General features: G+C 70.4%; 16 protein-coding genes. 3 read left to right on the plus strand and 13 right to left on the minus strand.

Features of this window, described 5'->3' with window-relative positions:
- Nucleotides 1-3: 3 nt before the first annotated feature.
- Nucleotides 4-1,320 (minus strand): M1 family metallopeptidase, encoded by a 1,317-nt coding sequence (locus ACYVF3_RS10575; protein ID WP_461154056.1) that lies wholly within the window; start codon nt 1,318-1,320, stop codon nt 4-6.
- A complete protein-coding gene (locus ACYVF3_RS10580; protein WP_461154039.1) occupies nt 1,308-5,201 on the minus strand; it encodes a Pls/PosA family non-ribosomal peptide synthetase in 3,894 nt (1,297 codons plus the stop codon). Before ACYVF3_RS10580 ends, ACYVF3_RS10575 begins: the two co-directional genes overlap by 13 nt.
- A 315-nt stretch (nt 5,202-5,516) precedes the next feature.
- Between ACYVF3_RS10580 and ACYVF3_RS10585 the strand changes: the two genes are divergently transcribed.
- Nucleotides 5,517-8,327, plus strand: a complete 2,811-nt coding sequence (locus ACYVF3_RS10585) for a PQQ-dependent sugar dehydrogenase (RefSeq protein WP_461154040.1) — start codon at nt 5,517-5,519, stop codon at nt 8,325-8,327.
- Nucleotides 8,328-8,546: 219 nt separating this feature from the next.
- Here the strand turns inward: ACYVF3_RS10585 and ACYVF3_RS10590 are convergent, their stop codons facing one another.
- From ACYVF3_RS10590 to hxlB, 11 genes are all read right to left on the minus strand, one after another.
- Nucleotides 8,547-8,993, minus strand: coding sequence for a MarR family winged helix-turn-helix transcriptional regulator (locus tag ACYVF3_RS10590; RefSeq protein WP_461154041.1), 447 nt, complete (start codon nt 8,991-8,993; stop codon nt 8,547-8,549).
- Between the two features lie 54 nt (nt 8,994-9,047).
- Nucleotides 9,048-9,884 (minus strand): p-hydroxycinnamoyl CoA hydratase/lyase, encoded by an 837-nt coding sequence (locus ACYVF3_RS10595; protein ID WP_461154042.1) that lies wholly within the window; start codon nt 9,882-9,884, stop codon nt 9,048-9,050.
- Between the two features lie 159 nt (nt 9,885-10,043).
- Nucleotides 10,044-11,021 carry a class I fructose-bisphosphate aldolase gene (locus tag ACYVF3_RS10600; protein WP_461154043.1) on the minus strand — a complete coding sequence of 326 codons (978 nt, stop codon included), beginning with the start codon at nt 11,019-11,021 and terminating at the stop codon, nt 10,044-10,046.
- A 435-nt stretch (nt 11,022-11,456) separates the two neighbouring features.
- Nucleotides 11,457-11,798 (minus strand): LytTR family DNA-binding domain-containing protein, encoded by a 342-nt coding sequence (locus tag ACYVF3_RS10605; RefSeq protein ID WP_461154044.1) that lies wholly within the window; start codon nt 11,796-11,798, stop codon nt 11,457-11,459.
- Nucleotides 11,799-12,046: 248 nt separating this feature from the next.
- Nucleotides 12,047-13,732 (minus strand): PQQ-dependent dehydrogenase, methanol/ethanol family, encoded by a 1,686-nt coding sequence (locus ACYVF3_RS10610; RefSeq protein ID WP_461154045.1) that lies wholly within the window; start codon nt 13,730-13,732, stop codon nt 12,047-12,049.
- Between the two features lie 14 nt (nt 13,733-13,746).
- The gene (locus tag ACYVF3_RS10615; RefSeq protein ID WP_145736132.1) at nt 13,747-14,208 is read right to left on the minus strand and encodes an MSMEG_3727 family PQQ-associated protein; all 462 of its coding nucleotides are present in this window, start codon (nt 14,206-14,208) and stop codon (nt 13,747-13,749) included.
- 542 nt (nt 14,209-14,750) lie between these two features.
- Nucleotides 14,751-16,964 (minus strand): catalase/peroxidase HPI, encoded by a 2,214-nt coding sequence (gene katG / locus ACYVF3_RS10620; RefSeq protein ID WP_461154046.1) that lies wholly within the window; start codon nt 16,962-16,964, stop codon nt 14,751-14,753.
- A 22-nt stretch (nt 16,965-16,986) separates the two neighbouring features.
- Nucleotides 16,987-18,387 carry a LytTR family transcriptional regulator DNA-binding domain-containing protein gene (locus tag ACYVF3_RS10625; protein ID WP_461154047.1) on the minus strand — a complete coding sequence of 467 codons (1,401 nt, stop codon included), beginning with the start codon at nt 18,385-18,387 and terminating at the stop codon, nt 16,987-16,989.
- Between the two features lie 285 nt (nt 18,388-18,672).
- Entirely contained in the window at nt 18,673-20,040 is a 1,368-nt protein-coding gene (locus tag ACYVF3_RS10630) for an ATP-dependent 6-phosphofructokinase (protein WP_461154048.1), read from the minus strand.
- A 33-nt stretch (nt 20,041-20,073) separates the two neighbouring features.
- Nucleotides 20,074-21,054, minus strand: coding sequence for a class II fructose-bisphosphatase (gene glpX / locus ACYVF3_RS10635; protein WP_461154049.1), 981 nt, complete (start codon nt 21,052-21,054; stop codon nt 20,074-20,076).
- 44 nt (nt 21,055-21,098) lie between these two features.
- A complete protein-coding gene (hxlB, locus tag ACYVF3_RS10640; protein ID WP_461154050.1) occupies nt 21,099-21,704 on the minus strand; it encodes a 6-phospho-3-hexuloisomerase in 606 nt (201 codons plus the stop codon).
- Nucleotides 21,705-22,182: 478 nt separating this feature from the next.
- Here hxlB and hxlA point away from each other — a divergent pair, with 478 nt between their 5' ends.
- Together hxlA and ACYVF3_RS10650 are read left to right on the plus strand one after the other, a co-directional pair.
- Nucleotides 22,183-22,809, plus strand: coding sequence for a 3-hexulose-6-phosphate synthase (gene hxlA / locus ACYVF3_RS10645; protein WP_461154051.1), 627 nt, complete (start codon nt 22,183-22,185; stop codon nt 22,807-22,809).
- A 105-nt stretch (nt 22,810-22,914) separates the two neighbouring features.
- Nucleotides 22,915-23,181, plus strand: a complete 267-nt coding sequence (locus ACYVF3_RS10650; protein ID WP_461154052.1) for a hypothetical protein — start codon at nt 22,915-22,917, stop codon at nt 23,179-23,181.
- Nucleotides 23,182-23,365: the final 184 nt, after the last annotated feature.

A 23,365-nucleotide genomic window follows, 5' to 3' on the forward strand; every position in this document is an offset into this window, starting at 1 on the left:
GGCTCAGGCCGGCAGCGGCGGCAGCTCGGTCTGGTCCAGCCACGCGGTGAACAACCCGTCCAGGTCGCGGTGCGCGTGCTCGGCCGCCAGGGCTGTGAAGTCCGCGGTCGTCACCGTGCCGTGCCGGTGCTCGGTCGCCCAGCGCCGCAGCAGCTCGAAGAACGGCTCGTCGCCGAGTTCGTGCCGCAGCGCGTGCAGGGTGAGGGCCCCGCGCTTGTAGACCTGGGGGTCGAACATCCGGGCCACGCCCGGGTCGCCGATGCGGAGGTCCGCGGCGATCCGGGCGTGCCAGTCCGCGGCGTGCGACTGAGCGCTCGGCCCGCCCGAGCGCTCAGACCACAGCCACTCGGCGTAGGTCGCGAAGCCCTCGTTGAGCCAGATGTGCCGCCAGTCGGCGATCGTGACGCTGTTGCCGCACCACTGGTGCGCGAGCTCGTGCACCACGAGCCGTTCGTGGGTGCGCTGCCCGTCGAGGTGGTTCGCGCCGAAGATCGACATGCCCTGCGCCTCGACCGGGTCCTCCAGCTCGTCGTCGGTGATCACCACGACGTACTCGTCGAACGGGTACGGGCCGAACAGCTGCCGCAGGCAGTCCATGATCTCGCCGTGCCTGCCGAAGTCGAACGCGTAGAGCTCCTTGAGCCGAGCCGGGATCGCCGCTCGCTGCGGCACTTCCCCGACCGCCAGCTCCACGTCGGTGTAAGGCCCGACCTGGACGCTCATCAGGTAGGTCGAGGTCGGCTCGGGCCGTTCGAAGACGTGCGTGGTGGTGCTGCCGCGTTGCTTGCGGGACAGCAGGTTTCCGGTCACCTGCACCGAGAACGGTGATGCCGCGGTGAACGAGACGCGGTAGGAGGCCTTGTCCGAGGGGTGGTCGTTGCAGGGGAACCACGACGGCGCCCCGATCGGCTGCGCGGCGACCATGGAGCCTTCGGTGAGCTCTTCCCACCCGATCTCGCCCCACAGGCCGCGAACCGGCCGAGGCGTGCCCGAATACCGGACTTCCACGCGGAATTCGGTCGCCTCCGCGATGGGTCGCTGCGGGCGGATCCGCAGCTTCCCGCCGCTGTGGGTGTGCTTGGCGGGCTTGCCGTCCACGAGCACCCGCCGGACTCGCAGGTCGGCGAGGTCGAGGCTGAAGCGCGAGAGTCCCTGCGTGCTGACGGCGGTGAGTCGAGCGTCGCCGCCGAGTCGGTTCGGGCCCACCTGGTAATCGAGGTCGAGGTCGTAGTGCTCGACGCGGTAGCCGCCGTTGCCGTGCTCGGGCAGGTAGGGGTCGGCGGACCGGTCCTCGCCCGGCGCAGCGCTCACCGCTCGGATCCCTTCTGCCAGGTGGTGATCGGGTTGCCGAGCCAGCGCGTGCGCGCGGGGACCTCATCCCCTCGGGTCACCAGCGAGCCGGGTCCGATGGTGGTGTCCGCGCCGATGCTCGCGCCGGGCAGCACGATCCCGTGCGGTCCCAGCGTAGCCCCGGCATCGAGCCGGACCTCGTCCAACCGCATGACGCGATCGTGGAACAGGTGGGTCTGCACCACGCAGCCTCGGTTGACCGTCGCGCCGGCACCCAGCCGCACGAGGTCGGCTTCGGGCAGCCAGTAGGTCTCCAACCACACGCCGCGCCCGATCGTCGCGCCCATGCTGCGCTGCCACAGCGTCAGCAGCGGAGTGCCCGAGGCGGCCCGCAGCAGCCACGGCACCGCCAGGACCTCCACGAACATGTCCGCCAACTCGGTCCGCCACACGAACGAGCACCACAGCGGCCGCTCCCCCGCGCGGTAGCGGCCCATGAGCGCCCACTTCACCGCGATGGCCGCGACGCCGGCGAGCAGGCCCGCCGCCAGCATCACCGGCCCGGCCAGCAGCGCCGCGCCCAGCAGCCCGAGGCGCGCGTGCAGGTGCGCCAGCGCGGCGAGGGCCAGCAGCGCCAGAGCCGCGCTGAGGACCACCGGAACGATCCGGAACAGCTCGACGCAGGCGCGGGCGAGCTTGAGTCGCAGCGGCGGCGCGAACGTCCGGCTGCGGTCGGCCGAGTCGACGGACCGGCGCAACGGCATCGGCGGCATCCCGAGCCACGACGACCCCTTCTTCGCCTTCCGCGGGGTCGACGAGAGCACGCCGACCAGTCCCCGCTTGGGCACCCGGCGGCCCGCCGCGGTCATCCCGGAGTTGCCGAGGAACGCCTGCTTGCCGATCCGCGCCGGGGCCACGTGCAACCAGCCGCCGCCGAGGTCGTAGGTGGCGACCATGGTGTCGTCGGCGAGGAAGGCGCCGTCGGCGACGTAGGTCATCTTCGGCAGCGCGAGGACCGTCGATGCCTCGACGTCACGGCCGACCTTCGCGCCGAGCAGCCGCAGCCACGTGGGCGTCAGCAGGCTCGCGTACAGCGGGAACAGGCCCACCCGCGCCATGTCCATCAGCCGTTCGGTCGTCCACACCTGCCACGCCACGCGGCCGTGGACCGGGTGGAAGCCCTCGTGCACCCCGATGCTCAGCGCGCGCACGCAGACCAGCACCAGCAGCGCGTAGGCCGCGAAGTAGGCCGCGCTCGCCAGCGGCACCACCGGCAGGGTTCGCAGGGCCGCCGAGGTCAGGTCCGGCGAGCCGGTGATCGCGCGACCGATCATGAGCACACCGGGTGCCGCCGCCAGCGCCGGGAGCAGCCCGAGCAGCATCGAGGCCACGCCGTAGAGCGCGATCCAGGCGCGCGAGCGCGGCGGACGGCTCGACGGCCACGCCAGCGCGGATTTCCCGACCCTGCTCGCGGGGGAACCCGACCAGCGCTGCCCTGCGGGGACCGAGCCGTGCACGGTGGATCCGGCCGCGATCTCGGCGCGCTTGCCGATCCGCGCCCCGGGCAGCAGCGTGCTGCGCGCGCCGACTCGGGAACCGGCGCCGATCCGGATCTTGCCGATGTGCACCCGGTCCCCGTCGACCCAGTGGCCGGAGAGGTCGACCTCGGGTTCGACCGCGGCTCCCCTGCCGATCTTGAGCATGCCGGTGATCGGTGGCGGCGAGTGCAGGTCGACGTCATCGGCGATGGTGGCGCCCAGCGCCCGCGCGTAGTAGGCGGTCCACGACGCGCCGGAAACACCTGTGGCACCGGAGAACTCGGCGAGCTGCTGGGCCGCCCACAGTCGCAAGTGGACGTTGCCGCCGCGCGGGTAGCTGCCGGGCCGGACGCCGTCGAGCAGCAGCCGGGCTCCCACCGCCGAGATCGTGATGCGCCCGGCCGGTGTGAACAGCACCAGCCAGGACGCGGCGATCAGCCACCACGGCGCGGTTGGCAGGAAGTGCACCGGACCCGCCCACGCCAGGACGTCGCCGATCGCCGCGAGCGCGGTCAGCCACCGCAGTCCCACCAGCGAGAGCATCGGGATCGTGATGAGCAGCTGCAGCAGTCCGGTCCGGCGCGGTGTCGGCGTCACCTCGCGCTGCGGGTTCCCGGTGTCGACGTCGAGCGCGTCGAGGTGCGCGGCGAGGCCGCCGAGCGTGGGCTGCCGGTAGATGTCGGCCACCGACACCTGGGGGTGGCGCAGGCGGATGCGGGCGATCAGCTGCGCGGCGGTGAGGCTGCCGCCTCCGCTGGCGAAGAAGTCCGCCGCCGGGTCCGCGACCTCGACGCCGAGGATCTCCGCCCATCCCTCCGCGAGCCACGACTCGGTGGCGGTCAGCTCGGAGGACTCACCGGAGGTGGCGGTGGGCAGCGGCCAGGGCAGCGCTGCGCGGTCGACCTTGCCGGAGGTCCGGGTCGGCAGGTCCTCGACCGTCGCCAGCAGCGGGACCAGCGCCGCGGGCAGCCGCTCCTGGAGCTGCCGCACCGAGGCGTCGTGGTCGAACTCCTCGGTGCTCGGGACGACGTAGCCCACCAGGACCTGGTTGCCGGCCGCCGTGGTCTGCACGGCGGCAGCCGCTCCGGCGACGCCGGGCAGGGCCGCGAGCACCGCGTCGACCTCCCCGAGCTCGATGCGCCGTCCGCCGAGCTTGACCTGCTCGTCGGCGCGACCGACGAACACCAGGCCCTCGGGTTCGGCGCGCACCAGGTCGCCGCTGCGGTAGGCGCGTGACCAGCCCAGGGACGGAAGCGGCGCGAACTTCTCGGCGTCCTTCGCGGGATCCAGGTAGCGGGCGAGACCGGCGCCGCCGATGACCAGCTCGCCCGAGCCGCCCATCTCGACCGGCTCGCCCCGCTCGTCGACCACGGCGAGCTGCCAGCCGTCCAGCGGGAGCCCGATCCGGACCGCGTCCTCGGCGCTGAGCCGCGCCGCCGAGGCCACCACGGTCGTCTCGGTGGGGCCGTAGGTGTTCCACACCTCGCGGCCTTCGACGTCCAGGCGCTCGGCGAGCTCCTGCGGGCACGCCTCCCCGCCGAGGATGAGCAGCCGGACCTCGTCCACGGCTTCCACCGGCCACAACGCGGCCAGCGTAGGCACGGTGGACACGACGGTGATCCGCTGCGCCACCAGCCAGGGGCCGAGGTCGACGCCGGTGCGCACCAAGGCGCGGGGAGCGGGCACCAGGCATCCGCCGTACCGCCACGCGAGCCACATCTCCTCGCACGACGCGTCGAACGCCACCGACAGCCCGGCCAGCACCCGGTCACCGGGGCCGATGGGTTCCTCGGTGAGGAACAGCCGGGCTTCGGCGTCGACGAACGCGGCGGCGGAGGCGTGGCTGACCGCGACGCCCTTGGGCTTGCCGGTCGAGCCGGAGGTGAAGATGATCCACGCGTCGTCGTCGGCGGCGGGCTCGCCGGGTTTCCCGCCGGGTTCTCCCCGCAGCTCCAGGACTCCCCCGGTGCTCAGCACCGCGCACACCTCGGCCTCGGTGAAGACGAGCTCGACCCGGTCCGCGGGGTCGTCGGCGTCGACCGGCACGTAGGCCGCACCCGCGGCGAGCACGCCGAGGATCGAGACGTAGAGCTCGGCCGTTCCCGAGGCGATGTGGATCCCGACGCGGTCACCGGTACCGATGCCGGATCCGGCGAGCCGCTCGCGCACGGCGTCGACCGCGGCGGCCAGTCGGCGGTAGCTCAGCGCGGCGGTGCCGTCGTCGATCGCGGGCGCGTCCGGGTACCGCTCGGCGGTGGCGCGGAGGACGTCGACGAGAGTCCGCCGCTCCGGCGCGGATCCCGGCGCGTACACGGCGATGGACGTGGATTCCGGGGATTCGTAAGGGTTTTCACGTGCCGTGGTCAGCGTCACCGGCGCCGCCGTTCGGCCGGCAGCATGGCTCCGAGTTCGCGAACAGGTCGTGCACCCACGGCGTGTCTCTCCTGTCGTCCGAGCGCGTGCTCCGCTTGAGCCACGCGCGGCAGACCGTCCAGCCTACGAGCTCGTGATCGCCGAGGCCCTGGTCCTCCCCCGATCAAGTGCCCACCCTCACACCCCGCGCCGTTGGGCCGACCGGTGGGTTCCGCGCGGCCGATCGGTTGGACCGGGTCAATGGTCCCTGGTCATCCGCATCGGCGCGGGCGACAGTTTGTTGGCGATTTTCACCCTTCCTGGGGGCGGGCGGTCATGGGCAGCAGGAGGAGATCTGCGGCGAGCGCGGTGCTGTGCGCGCTCGCGATGGCGGCCGGGCTGCTGACCGTCGCCACACCCCAGCCCGCTTCGGCCGCGCCCGCGCTGCCGCCCGGGTTCGTGCTGCGCGACCAGCCCAGCGGGCAGGCGGCCTACGACCTGACGGATTTCACCTTCCTGCCGGACAACAGCGTGCTCAGCACCGGCAAGCAGGGCAAGGTCGCGTGGGTCTCGCCGGGCGGGAAGGTCAACACGCTGGGCACCTTGCCGGTCGACACCGTGCAGGACCTCGGGCTGGTCGGCGTCGCCGCGGCGCCCGACTTCGCGACCTCCCGCCAGATCTACCTGGCCCGCGCCGTTCCCGACGCCGCCGACGGCTACCTGCTGCGGTTGTCGGCCTGGACGGTGGAGGGCAGCCCCGAGCCGACGCGGATCGTCAACGAGCGGGTGATCTTCGAGACCAGGAGCTTCTCCGACGTCCACGCGATCACCGGCATCGTCGCCGCGCAGGACGGCACGCTCTGGGTGTCCATCGGTGACCTGGCGAGCTTCCGGTTCACCGACCCGGCCGCGTTCCAGACCTTCAACCTCGACTCTCCCGCGGGCAAGATCGTGCACATCACGCCGGACGGCCGCGGGGTCGCGAGCAACCCGCACTACCAGGCGTCGAACCCGGCGTCGTGGCGCAGCCGCGTGTACGCGTCCGGTTTCCGCAGTCCGTTCCGCCTGTCGCTGGACCCCTCCACCGGGACGCCGGTCGTCGGCGACGTCGGCTACGGCACGTGGGAGGAGGTCGACTTCGTGCGCCCGGGCCAGCACTACAAGTGGCCGTGCTGGGAGGGCGACCACCTCGCCCCCGGCTACGCCGACCGGCCCGAGTGCGCCAACGTCGCCAACACTCCCCCGGTGTGGGAGTACCGCCACGGCAGCGGGATCGACGAGGGCAACAGCGTCACCGGCGGGATCGTCTACCGCGGTGAGAGCTACCCGGAGTCCTACCGCGGCGCGTACTTCTTCGGCGACTACAGCCAGCGCAAGATGTGGACCCTGCGGATGGACGAGCAGGGGAATCTGGTGCAGCCGCCGCAGAGCCCACCGCTGGGCACCGACATCGGCGGACCGGTCAAGTTCGAGGCCGCGCCCAACGGCGACGTGGTCTACGCCGACATCTACGGCGGATCGCTGCGCAGGCTCAGCTACTCCGCCGCCAACAACCCGCCGGTCGCCTCGGCGACCACCGCCACGGACCCGGCGACCCGCACGGTCACCTTCGACGGGTCGGGGTCGATCGACTTCGACGGCGACGCGCTGAGCTACGCCTGGGACTTCGGCGACGGCACGACGGGCGCGGGTGTCCGCGCGACGCACACCTACGCGCCCGGGACCCCGCGCTTCACCGCACGGCTGACCGTGCGGGACCCGCTCGGCGCGACCGGCACGGCCGACGTCGTGGTGGCCCCGTCCAACCACTCCCCCGAGCTGACGCTGACCCCGCCCTCGCAGGCGGACTTCGCGGTGGGCGACCCGATCCACCTGACGGCCACCGCGTCCGACGCCGAGGACGGCCTGGCGGAGGTGACGTGGACGAGCTCGGTCGTGCACTGCGCCGAGGAGGCCACGTGCCACGACCACCCCGGGTCGGGCGGTCAGGGCGAGAACTTCGACTCCGCGTTCACCGATCACCCGGACTCGCGGATGAAGTTCACCGCCACCGCAACCGATTCCGAGGGCGTCAGCACGTCGAAGACCTTCACCGCCGTGCCCCGCGAACACCTGCTGACCTTGACCAGCAACGTCCCCGCGGTGCTGCAGATCCCCACCGAGGGCGGAGCCAGCTCGGCGAAGGTCACCGAGGGCGCGGAGCTCGACGTGCTGGCGGCGGCCACCGCCACCGACGGCGGATCGACGTTCGCGCGGTGGTCCGACGGGCCGACGGAGCGGTCCAGGATCATCACCATGGGCCCGGGCGACCAGACGCTCAACGCCGAGTACGCCTCGCCCATCGACCAGCGCTACGACTCCGATCCCGGGCTGCGCGCGCTGCTGGGACCGCCCGCGGGACCGGAGGTCACCGACGGTCCGGTGCACTACCGCCCCTACCGCGACGGCAGGCTCTACTGGAGCAGGGAGACCGGCGTGCACGAGATCCACGGCGCGATCCTGCCCAAGTACCTCGAACGCGGCGGGCACGCGTTCCTCGGCGCACCCACCACGGACGAGACGGCCACACCGGACGACGTCGGCCGCTACAACCACTTCGCCTTCGGCGCCTCGGTCTACTGGACGCAGCCGACCGGTGCGCACGCCGTGTGGGGCGCGATCCACGAGCAGTGGAGCCGTCTGGGCTGGGAGGCCGGTCCCGTCGGGTACCCGACCACCGACGAGACCGGGACGCCCGACGGCGTCGGCCGCTTCAACCACTTCAGCAAGGCGTCGTCGATCTACTGGACGCCGCAGACCGGTGCGCACGGCACCTGGGGCGCGATCCGCGACCTGTGGAGTCGGCTCGGCTGGGAGACCGGGCCCCTGGGCTATCCGGCCACCGACGAGTCGATCACTCCCGACCAGGTCGGCCGCTACAACCACTTCAGCAAGGCGTCCTCGATCTACTGGACGCCCCAGACGTGGTCGCACGAGGTCTACGGCCGGATCCGCGAGCGGTGGGCGGCGCTGGGCTGGGAGCGCTCGTACCTGGGTTACCCGACGACCGGCGAGTTCTCGGTCTCGGGCGGTCGGCAGAACAACTTCCAGAACGGCTACATCCGCTGGTTCGCCAACAACAACTCCGTCATCGACCGGCGCTACTGAGGGGTCATTTCAGGATCACCTTGCTTGGCGGTGCGGGTAGCGGAACCTCACACGCCGCCTGGACTCCGTGCGCCACTCCTTTTGTATGCCAATACACGGCGTCGCGGCGTACTCGCCAGACGACGTGTGAGAACCCGCGGCGGTGCGGGGCTGAGTCCCACACCTGAAACAACGGCTCCGCCGCATTCTGCAAGGACCCCTGACTCCCCGGGCCCGGCGTCAGGTGGTCTCGTGGGGGTTGAGGGCGGTGTAGCCGAAGATGAGGCTCTGCCGGAACAGCGGGCGCTGCACCTCGGGGATCGCGGCGAGCATCTCGTCCTCGATCGCCTCGATCAGCTCGTCGCAGCGGCGCAGGACCTCCCGCCCGTTGTCGGTGAGCGAGATCAGCAGCACCCGCCGGTTGGCCGGGTCGCGGTGGCGCTGGATGTGCCCGTGATCCTCCAACCAGCGCACCATCTCGTTCATCGTCTGCGGCGTCACGAACGAGCGACGGGCGAGCTGGGCCGAGCTGAGACCGTCGCGCTGCCGCAGCGCGGTCAGCGCCGTGAACTGCACCGTCGTCAGTCCGTGCGGGCGCAGCGCCTCGTCCATCCGCGCCCGGATCGCCAGTTCCAGGCGCTTGACGAGGTAGAGCGTGCGCGGCTCGGCGTTGTGGTGACTGGTCACCGCCCCATCATCGCGCACGCTTCCGGGGCTTGCGCTCGCACGCCCCTCCACCGGTCAGTCGGCGGTGTAGGCGGACAGGCCTGGGCGGTAGGACTTCTCGTCCAGGAACTGCGCCATGCCCCTCTCCCGGCCGCGGGCGGCGTCCAGGAACTGCGACTGCTCCAGCTTCGCGTACAGGTAGTCCTCGGCCTGCTCCCACGGCATGTCGCGCGCGACCTTGTAACCGGCCTTCGCCGCGCGCAGCACCACCGGGTTCGTCGAGGCGAGCTTCAGCGCGAGCTCGCGGGTGCGGCTCCGCAGCCGGTCGGCCGGGACCGCTTCGTTGACCAGACGCATCTCGGCGGCCCGTCGGCCGTCGAAGGTCTCGCCGGTCATGATGAAGTACAGCGCGTCGCGCTGGCTCACGGTCGCGGCCAGCGCGCGGGTGACGACGCCACCGGGCGGGATGCCCCAGTTGATCTCCGACAGACCGTACTGCGCGTCCTCGTCGGTGATCGCCAGGTCGCAGGACACCAGCGGGGTGAAGGCACCGCCGAAGCACCAGCCGTTGACCATCGCGATCGTCGGCTTGGACCAGTGCGCCAGCCGCTTCCACTGCCACTCGGCGCTGGCGCGGCGAACCCGGATCTGCAGCGACGGGTCGTCGGACTCGTCGACGTCGCGGAAGTACTCCTTGAGATCCATGCCCGCGGACCAGGCCTCACCGGCGCCCGTGAGCACCAGGACCCGGCACCGCGGGTCGGCTTCGAGGGCGTCGAGGGTGCGCACCATCTCGTCGTTGAGCGCCGGATTCATCGCGTTGCGCTTCTCGGGACGGTTGAGCGTCACCCACGCGATTCCCTCGTCGAAATCGACGAGAACGGTGTCCCCCCACGTGGTTCCCTCGGGCATCGCGATCTCCTGTCATCAGGGTTCCTGATCGTTTGGTGATGATCCTGATCCCGTGAACGGCGTTGCCTCAAGGAGTTGTGACCTGAGGCACCATTCAATTGACAGGGTTCCTGCCACCTTTGGACCGGCCCAGCGCGGACGCCGGGCCGGTCTTCGCGCTCAGCGGGCGGCGGCGTTCGCGACGGCGCGACCGGAGAGCGCCTCCTGCGCGGCCTGCCACCGGCTGTCATCGCCGCGCCAGGTCTCCAGTGCGGGACCGACCAGCGCGCGCCCGAACGAGTAGGTCAGCTCCCACGGCAGCGCCCCGCAGTTCTGCATGGCGCCCAGGTGCCGGGTCGCCAGCTCCGGGCTCTGGCCGCCGGAGAGGAACGCGATCCCCGGCACCGCCGCCGGAACCGTCTCGCGCAGCGTGTCCACAGTGGTCTGCGCCGCCTCGGCCACCTCAGGCTGATCCGGGCAGTCCTTGCCCGCCACGACCATGTTGGGCTTGAGGACCATCTCGTCCAGCTTCACCTGCATCAGCACCAGCTCGTCGAACAGCGCCCGCAGCACCACTCGCGTCACGTGCTGGCACTGGGCGAGCGAGTGGTCACCGTCCATCAGGACCTCGGGCTCGACGATCGGCACCAGCCCCCCTTCCTGGCAGAGGCCGGCGTAGCGCGCGAGCCCGTGCACGTTGGCGCGCACCGCGCGCGCGGAGGGCAAACCGCTGCCGATCGAGATCACCGCGCGCCACTTGGCGAAGCTCGCCCCCAGGCTCACGTACTCGGCGACGCGCTCGCGCAGCCCGTCGAGCCCCTCGGTGACCTTCTCCCCGTCAGCCCCGGCGAGCGGCTTCGCACCGGTGTCGACCTTGATGCCCGCCAGGATTCCGAGGTCCGCGAGCGCGTCGGGGAAGGTGCGCCCGTCCGACAGCCGCTGGCGCAGGGTGTCGTCGGCCAGGATGATCCCGCTGATGGAATCGACCAGACCCGGTGTCGTGACGATGAGTTCGCGGTAGGTGCGCCGGTTCTCGTCCGTCGGCGCGACCCCGACGCCTTCCAACCGGCTGGACATCGTGGAGATGCTCTCGTCGGCGGCGAGCACTCCTCGCCGGTCGGAGACGAGCGCGTGAGCGACTTCGGTCAAGGTAGCCATGTGTCGTTGCGCCTCCTAGCGCGCTGCGTTCGCACGAGAGCCGTCGCGACCGACCGATGGGAATCCGTTCGCCGTCGCGCGTTTCGTCCTCCGGCAGCCTTCTGCGGCTCTGCTGGAATCGCCAGGCTGCAACGAGTCTCGTTGCCGGTCAACGATTTCAGCACGAACAGGGACGGGCGCGGCACGAACGGGCCTCCCCCGCCACCGGGCGGAAATGATCGTCCAAGACCATTGCACCGCGGAGTTCTCCGTGCGTATTCTTCTGGTGATCGCGATATTCCCGGGAGTTCTCATCAGGTTTCGTCCAGAAGGCTCCCGCCCCCGAACGCACGAAGCCGCACCCGTTCCGCTGCACGACGCCGAACCACTCGGGACGCGGCGCGATGCGCGGAACGGGTGCGGAGATGGCGGAGTCCTATGTCGCCGCAGCGCTTCTCAGAGGCCCAGCGCCTCGGTGACGAACTTCGCGCGGCGACGGGACACCGGGACGATCCAGCCGTAGTTCTCGACGGTGAGCTCCAGCTCCCCGCCGTCCTTCCTGGTCACCTCGCGCACGCGGTTGAGGTTCACCAGGAAGCTCCGATGAACGCGGACGAACCCGCACGCCGCGTACTTGTCGTCGATGTTGTCTATTCCGTCGGTCGCGCACCGGAAGCGCCCGAGGTCGGTCCTGAGCCAGACCGCCCTCCCGACGGATTCGGCCACGATCACCTCAGCGATGTCGAACAGGACCTGCCGGTCCCCTCGGATGCCGACCACACGTCGCGTCTCGCCCACCGCATCCTCCTCCCTCAGGGGTTCTTGCAGAATCGCCTTGCTTGGCGGTGCGGGTAACGGAACCTCACACGCCGCCTGGCCTCCGTGCGCCACTCCTGATGTATGCCAGCAACAGGTCTTCGGCGACCGGTCCACGATCCGGCCGCCGCGAGTACGACGACCTCCGGCCGGGTGGGCCTTGGCTCGCACCCGGCCGGAGGTCTCGTGCTTCACCCCGCCACGCCGCGCGACGGCGTGGGGTGCGCTGATCAGTCGGGCAGCGCGAACACGATCAGCGCGCTGCCGTGGCCGGCGCCGAGCATGCCGGGGATGATCCCCTCCAACCAGCCGCCCCAACCCACGGGCACGGCGACGTACTGCTTGCCGTCAACCGAGTAGGTCATGGCGCTGCCGTGGTGACCGCTGCCGCACTGGAACTTCCAGAGCTCCTCACCCGTGCGGGCGTCGAGCGCCAGGAACTCGCCCGTCGGCGTACCGGCGAACACGACGTCTCCCGCGGTGGCGAGAACCGACGCGGCCATCGGGTACGGGTTGCGCCAGCGCCACTTCTCCTCGCCGTGGGAGTCGAACGCGCTGACCGACCCGGCCATGTTGTCGATGTCCACCTGGACGGCGGCACCCCAGTAGGGCATGCCCTCCTTGAACTCGCGGCGCCGCCGGGTCGCGGTGGCGCCGACGTCGGCGACCGGCACGTAGAACATGTCGGTGCGCGGGCTGTAGGCGGCGTGCGTCCACTCCTTGGCACCGGCAGGGCCGGGGTAGAAGTGGACCGGCTCGCCTTCCTTGTCCGGGTACTTGCGCGGGGTCACCTTGCCGTCGCGGGTGATGGTGCCCCAGTCGATCCGGTCCACGAACGGCGTCACGTGCTGCAGCTCGCCGTTGGTGCGGTCGAGCACGAAGAAGTAGCCGTTCTTGTCGAAGTGGCCGAGCAGCTTCTTCCCGTCCCTCTCGAACAGGGTCATCTCCATGGTGGAGTCGTAGTCCCAGAGGTCGTGCGGGGTGAACTGGTAGTGCCACTTGATCTCACCGGTGTCGACGTCGACCGCGACGACGCTGTCGGTGTAGAGGTTGTCGCCCGGGCGCACCGCCCCGTCGAAGTCGGGAGCGGGGTTGCCGGTGCCCGCGTAGTACAGGTTCGTGTCCGGGTCGTAGGTGCCGGTGACCCAGTGGTTCGCGCCGCCGCGGGCCCACGCCTCACCGTCCTCGGGCCAGGTCTCGGACCCCGGCTCGCCGGGCTTGGGAACCGTGTAGCAGCGCCAGCGCTGCTCACCGGTCTCCAGGTCCCAGCAGTCGATGTGGCCGCGCACACCGAACTCGCCGCCGGCGCTGCCGGTGATCAGCGTGTCCTTGACCACCAGCGGAGCCAGCGAGGCGCTCTCGCCCGCGCGCACGTCGCCGATGGTCTTCTCCCAGACCTTCTTGCCCGAGGTGGCGTCCAGGGCCAGCAGGTGGGCGTTGGGGGTCACGAAGTAGACCTTGCCGTTGGCCACGGCGGAGCCGCGGTTGACGTTGCCGCAGCACAGCGACACGTCGAAGGGCACCGCGTGCTTGTAGCGCCAGAGCTGCTCGCCGGTCTTGGCGTCCAGCGCCCAGAACCAGCCGTCCCAGCCGGTCACGTACATGACGCCGTCCACCACCAGCGGACAGGTCTCGAACGCGTAGGTCGAGGCACCGGCGATCTGGCCGGAGGCGCCGGCCTGGAACATCCACACCGGCCCGAGCCGGTTGACGTTCTCGGTGTTGATCTGGTCCAGGAGGCTGTAGCGCTTCCCGTCGTAATCGCCGTAGTAGGTGATCCAGTTGTGCGATTCGGAACGCGCGTTGAGGATGCGCTCGTAGTCGATGTTGTCGGTGACCGCGGGAGCGCTTCCCGTGACTGCGCTGAGCGCTCCGTGGTCGATGGCGTCACCGGCGTCCACGTATTCGACTGTCATCGGTCAGGTCCTTTCTACCGGCGCGGCTGGTCGGGGCGGTCGAGACGGGCTTCCGGCGGCACTTCGCCGAGCACGACGATGGCGGCGGTCAGACCACGGCCCTCGTCGTTGCCACCGGGCGAGCTGTACCAGTAGTAGCCAGGACCATCGAGGTTGATCTTCGCCCGGCCCTTGGAGTGGTTCAGCAGCCAGAGGAACTTCTTGTCCCCGTTGCTCGGAAGCAAGCAGGCGTGGGTGTTCTTGTCGTCGTTGATGACCGTGAGCTCGACGTCGCCACCGTGCGGCAGGACCAGGATCGCCGGGTCCCAGGCGATCTCGTCCTCCCGGATGCGGATGGTCGCTTCCATCGTGCCGTCGGGCCGCTCGGTGGCCCGCACGATGTTCCCGGTCCCCAGCACGCGACCGATGGCCGCGTTGTTCTGCTCGCCCAATCCGAGTTCGTTCAGAAGGTCTTCGCGCTCCTGGGTTGACGTCATCGGACCTCACCTCCTCAGTTGGAATCCACTTCCGGATCCTTCGCGGAATCCGCGGCGACACGCGTGTCCCGATTCCGCTGATCGGGGCGAAACTCAGCCACTGACAACAACACTCAGCGGTCTGGAGCGAACTGCCCCTCCACAGGTACTTGGTGGCCGGCTCAACGGCGGTTCGAATCGTGATCGCCAGGCCCGAGTACCGATCGATTTAACCTGTGATACTCCGGAACTTTACGGTCCGGGAACCCGATCGGGAAGAGCTGACCGCTAACCCGCCCGACTGCACCGCTCGCCCGGAATCAACTACCGCCCAACGGTGTTGGTGCTCGGGGAGGCTTCGCCGCACTCGGTTCCGCCCCTGGTCAGCGCATTGCGGCGACGATTCCGCCGAATGGGTCGATTTCCCGTACGAACGAAAGGATTTCATCAGGCAGAAGCGCCGTGAGGTCGATTCACCCGGGGTCTGGAAATAGACAGGAGGAATCCTCCGGCCCCGATGTTCGGGACCGGAGGATTCCTCCGAACGCGATGCGCGGAATGCGTCAGCGGCGGCTCGGCATACCGAGGTTCATGACCTTGTCCCAGGCCGCTGCGAAATCCCGCGCGAACCTCTCCGGCTCGGCGGCGTAGAACTCGGAGACCGCGCGCAGCTCAGGGTGAGATCCGAGAACGAGGTCGACCCGGCTCGCACGCCATCGCGTTTCCCCGGTGACGCGGTCACGCCCTTCGTAGGTGCCGCGCCGTCCGGGGTCCGCGACCCATTCGGTCCTCATGTCCAGGAGGTTGACGAAGAAGTCGTTGGTGAGTTCGCCGGGTCGGGTGGTGAGGATGCCGAGTGGTGTGCGGTGGTGGTTGGTGTTGAGGGCGCGGAGTCCGCCGAGGAGGGCGGTCATCTCGGGGACGCTGAGGGTGAGTTGGTTGGCGTGGTCGATGAGGTGGTGTTCGGGGCGCAGGGGGGTTTTCGGGCCGGTGTGGTTGCGGAATCCGTCGGCGGTGGGGTGCAGTGCGGCGAAGGAGTCGATGTCGGTGGAGTCTTGGGTGGCGTCGGTGCGGCCGGGTGTGAAGGGCACGGGGTGGCCGCCGTTGGCGTGTTCGATGGCGGTGCAGCCGGCGAGGACGATGAGGTCGGCGAGTGAGACTTGTTTTCCGGTGGTGTGTTCGGTGTTGAAGCGGTGCTGGATCGCCTCCAGGGCGGCCAGGACGGGTCGGACTGTCTCGGGGTCGTTGATGTCCCAGTCGGTTTGGGGTTGCAGGCGGAGTCGGGCTCCGTTGGTGCCGCCGCGTTTGTCGCTGTCGCGGTAGGTCGCGGCCGAGGCCCAGGCGGTGAACACCAGGTCCGGTACCGGGATTCCCGAGTCGAGGATGTGGGTTTTGAGCTCGGTGATGTCGGTGTCGTCGATGAGGTCGTGGTCGCGTTCGGGGATGGGGTCCTGCCAGATCATCCGCTGTTGCGGCACGAGGGGCCCGAGGTAGCGGTGGCGGGGTCCCATGTCGATGTGGGTGAGTTTGAACCAGGCGTGGGCGAAGGCCTCGGCCAGCTGCTCCGGGCGGGCGAGGTAGCGGCGTGCGATCCGCTCGTAGGCGGGGTCTTCCTGCAGTGCCAGGTCCGTGGTCAGCATCGTCGGCGTGTGCCGCTTGGCGGGGTCGTGAGCGTCGGGCACCGTGCCATGCCCCTGCCCTTCACGCGGGACCCACTGCCACAACCCCGCCGGGCTCAGCACCACGTCCCACTCATAGGCGAACAACGTCTCCAAGAACGAGTTGTCCCACCGCGTCGGCGTCGGCGTCCAGATCCCCTCCAACCCGGTCGAGATCGCATCCGCACCGCTGCCCGAGCCGAAACTGCTGCTCCAACCCAAACCCTGGGACTCCAACCCCGCACCCTCGGGATCAGCGGCCAAGTACCGGGCGGGATCGGCGGCACCGTGGGTCTTGCCGAACGTGTGTCCACCGACGATCAGCGCGACGGTCTCCTCGTCGTTCATCGCCATCCGGCGGAACGTCTCGCGAATCGCGCGGCCCGCGGCGATGGGATCCGGCACCGTCGCCGGCCCCTGCGGATCGACGTAGATCAACCCCATCTCGTCGGCCGCCAGCGGCTCCTGCAGATCCCGCACACCCGTGTGGCGCTCATCGCCGAGCCAGCTGCGCTCCGGCCCCCAGTAGACGTCGGCGTCGGATTCCCACGTCTCGACCCGGCCTCCGGCGAAGCCGAGGGTGCGGAAGCCCATGGATTCCAGGGCCCGGTTGCCCGCGAAGATCATCAGGTCCGGCCAGGAGATGCTGCGCCCGTACTTCTGCTTCACCGGCCACAGCAGGCGCCGGGCCTTGTCCAGGTTGCGGTTGTCCGGCCAGCTGTTGGTCGGCGCGAACCGCTGCATCCCGGAGCTGGGGCCGCCCCTGCCGTCACCGATCCGGTAGGTCCCCGCGCAGTGCCACGCCATCCGCAGCACCAGCGGCCCGTAGTGCCCGAAGTCCGCAGGCCACCACTCCTGCGACGAGATCAGCACGCGGTCGATGTCGGCGCCCACAGCCTCCAGGTCCAGCTGGTCGAACGCGGCGGCGTAGTCGAAGTCGGAACCCAGCGGATTCGCCGCCGGGTGATGCTTGGACAGGATTCCCAGGTCCAGCCGGTCAGGCCACCAATCACGGCCGTCACCACCCGCAGCGGGATGGTTCCGGGTGCGGGTGACGACCCTGCGCACGCTCTCGTCGTAGTTCCTGATGACCGCAACCGCGTCCGGGTTCTCCGGCACGACGACCTCCCTCCGAGCGCCCTCAGATGTCCAACGCCCGCCGCACAGCAGGAGCGTTGCGACGGGACACCGGCACCATCGTGTTGCCCCCGTCGTCCATCACCAGCGCCAACTCACCCTTGAAACCCCGCTCCACCTCGCGGACGCGGTCCAGGTTGACCACGTACTGCCGGTGGACCCGCAGGAAACCGGCGTCGCCCAGCTCCTTCTCCAGCTTGTCCAGCGCAGGCGTCGCCGCCCGCAGGCGTCCCTGGTCGGTGGACAGCCAGACGTCGTTGCCCTCGGACTCGGCGAAGGCCACCTCGGGAGCCCGCAGCAGCACCATCCGGTTCTCCCGCGTGGCCACGATCCGCGACGCCCGCGCCTGGCCGGAGGAACCTCCCGAGCCGTCGGCCCGCGGCAGCTGCTCGCCCTCCGACACCCCGAACGACACCAGGTTCCCGACGAGGTTCCCGGACAGGAACACCGGCCGGATGCTGATCGGCGTCGGATCGTCCGCGAGGTGGGTGAAGATCTGCGTGGACCCGACCCAGGACGGGTTGCGGGAGGCCTGCTTGACCGCGTAGCGCGCGGCCTTGATCAGCTCCGGCAGCCGCGGGTTCCACCGCACCGCAGGGTCCGGCGCCGGCGTCGAGCTCGGCACCCCCAGCAGCACGCTCGCCTTGTCGTCGGCGATCACCACCCGCCCGGCGGGATCCAGCGCCGCCACCGACACGCCCGAGCGCGACCGCACGTGGTTGTAGGCGGCGACCAGCTCTCCCCCGGCGTCGCGGGCACGACGCCGCAGCATCAACTGCGTCCTGCTGGCCGCGTTGCTCAGCCACGCACCCGCCACCTTGGGCAGCTCGCTGCGCCAGCACGAGATGTTGAGGACCGCGACCGGTTCCTTCGTCACGACGTCGCGCACGGCGACTCCCGCGCAGGTCCAGTCGTGGAACGCCTGGCACCAGTGCTCCGCGCCGCGGATCACCACCGGCGAAGTCGTCTCCAGGGCCGTGCCCATCCCGTTGGTCCCGGTGGCGCACTCCGACCAGCAGTACCAGGGCGCGAGGTTGGCCTTCGCGGCGAACGAGCGGGTGGCCTTGTCGCCCCACTCCGCCAGGACCCGTCCGGTGGCGTCGGCGATGGTCACGACACCGCCGATGTTGCTCACCTCCTCGACCACGGAGGCCGCGCGGAACCCCAGCTCGGCGAACACCACGTCGTGCTCCAGCGAGTGGTCGACGTCGGCTATGGCCACCGGCGCTTCGGTCAGCGACGGATCGACGCCGTACTGGTCGCGGCAGCGGTGCCAGGACAGCGCCACCTCGGGACGCACCCCCTGGACGTCGTCCTCCCCGCGCACGAAGCGTTCCCACACCTCGTACACCGTCGCCTTGCGCGGTTTGCGAGCCGGCAGGTCGAGCCGGTGCATGTCTGCCATCTGGGACCGCCTTTGGTCGACTCACGAAGCGGGCACGACCGCTCGGTGCTCACCTCGACCACGCGGACGAACCACGCCGCCGAGGTGTCGCGCACGGACCGCCAGCTCGTGGGAAGCACGCCACGAATCCCGAGGTCGAGGTGCACGTGAGACTTCGCGCTCCGGCCTTCATGACCTCAGGCCGAAAGCTACGTCGTGCGAGATTTGCCGGGCAAGCAGTACGCGACGACCGCTGGCGAACGGCGCACGAGCGGCACCACCGCGACAACCAGCGGTCCCCGCGGGTCATCCGTCGACGAGCAGCGGGTGACGGGCGGACGGGTTTCCGACGAGCCTGCCGGTCGCTTCGAGCACCGACATCCACAGGTCACCGGCCGGATCGACCTGGTTGCGCTTGCTGATGATCAGCGGCATCGGGACGTGCACGAACCGCCGCCGCCAGCGCACGACCGCCGTCTCCGTCCGGCCCGCCATCGCCGCGTGCACGGCCGCGTGGGCGAGCCGGAGGCAGTAGACGCTGTCGTAGGCGTTGGCGGTGACGCTGCGGATCGCGTAGCTGGGGTCGATGTAGCGCACCGTGGGCGCCAGGCCGGCCGCGGTCAGGTGCGCGGTGAGCGTCTCGCGCAGCAGCGTCCCGATGTCGCCGAGCTTGGCGTTGCCGGAGGCATCGGTGGCATCGCCCTCCAGCAGGCCGCGCTCGGCCAGCAGGTCCTGCCCCGCTCCTTCGGCGACCACGATCACCACGAAGCCCTTCGCGCGGACGTGCCGCTCGACCCTGGCCAGCAGCCCGTCCTCGCCGTCCAGCTCGAAGGGGACCTCCGGGATGAGGACGATGTCGGCGGCGTTGCGGGCCAGCGAGGCGTAGCAGGCGATGAACCCGGAATGCCTGCCCATCAGCTTCACGATGCCGATCCCGTCCGGGCTGGCGGCCGCCTCGATGGACACCGAGGAGATGAAGTTCGCCGCCTGCGCGAAGGCGCTCTGGAAACCGAAGGACTGGTCGGTGTAGGGCAGGTCGTTGTCGATGGTCTTGGGCACGCCGATGACGGCGATGTCGAGGTCGCGGGCCCGGATGGCGGCCGCGAGGTGGGTCGCGGCGTTCATGCCCCCGTCGCCCCCGATGACGAACAGGACGTTGATGCCCCGCAGCAGGAGGCTGTCGACCATCTCGTCGGCGTCCTGCGCACCGCGCGAGCTGCCCAGGATCGTGCCGCCCGCGTTGTGGATGTCGCGCACCCGGTCGGGGGTGAGCTCGACGGTGTCCTCGCGGTGCTGGGCCGTCAGCCCCCGAAGGCCGTTGCGGAAGCCCAGGATGCGCTCGACCCCGTACTGCGTGGTCAGCTCCTGCACGAGGCCGCGGATCACGTCGTTGAGCCCCGGGCACAGCCCGCCGCAGGTGACGATGCCCGCGGTGACCCGGGCCGGGTCGAAGTAAATCTTGCGTCGCGGCCCGGCGGCCTCGAAGCTCGGCAACCGTTCCGGCGGGAGGCCGTGCTCGGCGAGCATGGACACGGTGTCCTCCAGCAGGACCCGATCGCCCTCGGCCACGTAGTGCGGGGAAGTCCGCTTGTTGGCGAGCAGCTCGGCCAGCGGTGAGTCGTGGTGGCACTCACCGAGGTGGCGAACGCGCAGGTCGTCCAGGTGCAGTGTCACCGGATCTCCTAACTGACTGTGGGCTCGCGGAACTCAGCTGCGGGCCACCGGGAGCGAACCGAACGTGGTGTGGGTGACGCGGCGGACCTGGCCGCTGGAGATCAGCAGCGATTCCGCGATCACGGTGCCGCCGGACTCGCGCGGCCGGTCCAGCAGCGACCCGCCGCTGACCCCGGTCGCGGCGAACAGCGCGTCACCGCCGACCAGCTCGTCGCGGGTGAGGACGCGGTCGACGTTCATGCCCGCCTCGCGGATCGCAGCAGCCTCGTCCTCGCGCTGCGGGGCGAGGCGGCCGAGCATGTCGCCGCCCAGCGCCCGGACCGCGGCAGCGGTCATCACGCCCTCCGGCGTGCCGCCGATGCCCAGGAGCAGGTCGGCGTCCCCGTCAGGCAGCAGCACTTCGAGGCTGCCGCCGACGTCGCCTTCCGCGGGCGCGTGCACCGCGGCACCCGCGCGGAGCACCCGGGCGATCAGCTCCTGGTGCCGGGGCTTGTCCATGATCACCACGCGCAGGTCGCGGACCCGCTTGCCGAGCGCGAGGGCGACCCTCTTCAGCGTCTGCTCGGGCGGGTGGTCGAGATCGATGACGCCCTTGGCCTGCGGCGGGACCACGATCTTGTCCATGTAGAAGCCCGGCCCCGGTGACCAGAGGGTCCCCGGCTCGGCGAAGGCGATGGTGGCCATCGCCCCCGGGTGGTTCTTGGCGCAGAACGAGGTCCCTTCGAGCGGGTCCACGGCGATGTCGAAGTCGGGGCCGCCGCCGTCGCCCACGACTTCGCCGTTGAAGAGCATCGGCGCTTCGTCCTTCTCCCCTTCGCCGATGACCACCGTGCCGCGGCCGGCGGCACCGGCCAGGGCCCGGCGCATGGCCTCGGTCGCCGCGGCGTCGGCCGCCTCCTTGTCGTGCCGCCCCACCCAGGCGCGGCTGGCGAGCGCCGCGCTGTGCGTCGCGGCCAGCGCCGCTGATTCCAGGGTGTGGAGGTCGGTGCGAATGTGCGTTGCGGTCCGCTGCATCTCGGGCTCCCTGCGTCGACCGTCGGATGGTTCCGCGGCGTGCGTCATTCGAGATTCGCGTGCAGGCGCCACAACTCGCGCGCCTGCGTCCCGCTCGACCTCCACAGCGCGTGGAACAGCGCATCGCTGAGCAGCAGCACGGACTGCTCGAACAGGCTCCCGCCGTACTGCTCGGAGGCCTTGCCGTCGAAGTCCTGCTTGTCGGCGGCCGGGATCACCAGGACCTCGGTCGCGATCTTGGCCAGCTCGGAGTCGGCGGCCGTGGTCAGCGCGATCACGTTGGCGCCCTCGGCGCACGCCGTTTCAGCCGCCCGCACCACGCGCTTCGTGGTTCCGGACCCGGATGCGGCGACCAGGACGTCGCCGGGTCCGATCGCGGGCGTCGTCGTCTCGCCCACGACGTGCGCGGCGAGCCCGAGGTGCATGAAGCGCATCGCGGCCATCTGCAGGGCCAGGCCGCTGCGCCCGGAACCGACGGTGAACACCGCCGGGGCGTTGAGCAGCATCGCACCGGCACGCGTCCAGGCGGCCGGGTGCACCGCCCGGCGCACCCGGTCCACCTCGCCGCTGATCGCCAGCGTCGCGTAGCTGAAGTGGGGCGGGTTCAGCGTGTCACCCGCGTTGTGATCAGCGGTGCCCGTTCCGGTCATCTGAGACACTCTCCACTGGTCGGTCGGACGTGTTCGTCGAGGAATCCAGGGACCCGGCCGCATCATTCGCGGGGAACGTCGCTGGATCTGTCCCGCAAGATCGAATCCGCTTTTCTCGCAGTCGGATTCCGGGATGAATTCGGCGTTGGTGAGACTGCACGGGCTCACTCGCCCGGTCAACACGACGGTCACGAACAGCGCCCCGCCGGGAACGAACGGCACCGGAGTCCGCGCAAACGGCCCGCCACCTGCCGTTCGCGCACGTCAACGGCCATCTCCGGAGACGCGGCCCGGGCGGAAACCACCGCAGGAGAGCGGGTTCTCAGCCGTTTGTGCCTCGATGGCCGCCGTTCGTTCCGGCGACGTTGACCGGCACCCCGAAAGCCCTGCACTGTCACAAGCCGTCGCTCGTTCCGGCTGCGGAACCGAAGCGCGAATTCCTGAAATGCGCCGGGCACCAACAATTGAGGAGATTGCCGTGAAGCTTCAGGTTGCATTGGACGTCGCCCAGCTCGACCAAGCGCTGACCCTGGCGCGCCAGACCGCCGACCACGTGGACATCCTCGAACTGGGCACGCCGCTGATCAAGGCCGAAGGGCTCGACGCGATCAAGGCGATCAAGGCCGCCCACCCCGACAAGCTCGTGTTCGCCGACATGAAGACCGCTGACGCCGGTGAGCTGGAGGCCGACCTCGCGTTCGCCGCAGGCGCGGACCTGGTGACCGTGATGGGTGCGGCCGACGACGACACCGTGCGCGGAGCTGTCGCCGCCGGGCGCAAGCACGGCAAGGACGTCGTCGCCGACATGATCACCGTGGTCGACGACCGCGTGGCCCGCATCCGCGAGGTGTCGAAGATGGGTGTGTCCTTCGTGGAGATCCACGCGGGGCTCGACGAGCAGGCCAAGCCCGGCTACTCGATCCAGGCGCTGCTGGACGACGGTCGCCAGGCCGGTGTCCCGTTCTCGATCGCCGGTGGCATCACGGGTGATTCGATCGCCGCGGTCCAGGAGGCCGGCGCGACCGTCGCGGTCGCCGGTGGCGCCATCCGCAGCGCGAAGGACCCGGCCGCGGCCGCGAAGGCCCTCAAGAGCCTCATCCGCTGACCCGACCGGACCGGTTTCGCAGCGGGGCCGTCGGCACGGGCGCCGGGGCACGTTCCCCGGCGCCCGTTTCCAGCGGAACCGGCGCGGCAGGAAGGGATTTCGACGATGGGAAACATCAGAGGCGAAGCGGACCTGCTCGAAGCACAGCGCTGCCTGCTGCTGGACGCCGCGACCGTGATGCGACGCCGGTACGCGCGCAGCGGGGAAGTCGTCATGTCTCCGAGCACGGCCGAGGCGCTGGCCACCGTCCTGGAAGGCGTTGCCAGGTCGGAGCCCGCTCTGCACAACGTCGACCGGGACGAGGCGATCGCCCTGGCGCACCGCCTCATCGACGACGACCACCCCGAGACCTCGCGGCTGTGGCCCGCTTGACGGCCCCCCACCTCACGCAGAACACCGAGAGCAACAGGAGTGCGCGCCCATGACCGCCAACGACCTCATCTCCGGCCGCCGCGTGAGCGATGAGCTCGACCGGCTGACCACCCCACGCGTTCCGGCCGACTGGACCGAGCTGGATCAGCGCGCTGTGGACACCGCACGCGTGCTCGCCGCCGAC

It is taken from the genome of Saccharopolyspora tripterygii, assembly GCF_054778355.1.

Excerpts from the sequence above, each read along its gene's own strand:
- ACYVF3_RS10600 (WP_461154043.1), bottom strand. The coding sequence starts at position 11,021 with ATGGCTACCTTGACCGAAGTCGCTCACGCGCTCGTCTCCGACCGGCGA.
- ACYVF3_RS10585 (WP_461154040.1), top strand. The coding sequence starts at position 5,517 with ATGGGCAGCAGGAGGAGATCTGCGGCGAGCGCGGTGCTGTGCGCGCTC.
- ACYVF3_RS10615 (WP_145736132.1), bottom strand. The coding sequence starts at position 14,208 with ATGACGTCAACCCAGGAGCGCGAAGACCTTCTGAACGAACTCGGATTG.
- glpX (WP_461154049.1), bottom strand. The coding sequence starts at position 21,054 with ATGCAGCGGACCGCAACGCACATTCGCACCGACCTCCACACCCTGGAA.
- hxlB (WP_461154050.1), bottom strand. The coding sequence starts at position 21,704 with ATGACCGGAACGGGCACCGCTGATCACAACGCGGGTGACACGCTGAAC.
- ACYVF3_RS10625 (WP_461154047.1), bottom strand. The coding sequence starts at position 18,387 with ATGGCAGACATGCACCGGCTCGACCTGCCGGCTCGCAAACCGCGCAAG.
- ACYVF3_RS10595 (WP_461154042.1), bottom strand. The coding sequence starts at position 9,884 with ATGCCCGAGGGAACCACGTGGGGGGACACCGTTCTCGTCGATTTCGAC.
- ACYVF3_RS10650 (WP_461154052.1), top strand. The coding sequence starts at position 22,915 with ATGGGAAACATCAGAGGCGAAGCGGACCTGCTCGAAGCACAGCGCTGC.
- ACYVF3_RS10610 (WP_461154045.1), bottom strand. The coding sequence starts at position 13,732 with ATGACAGTCGAATACGTGGACGCCGGTGACGCCATCGACCACGGAGCG.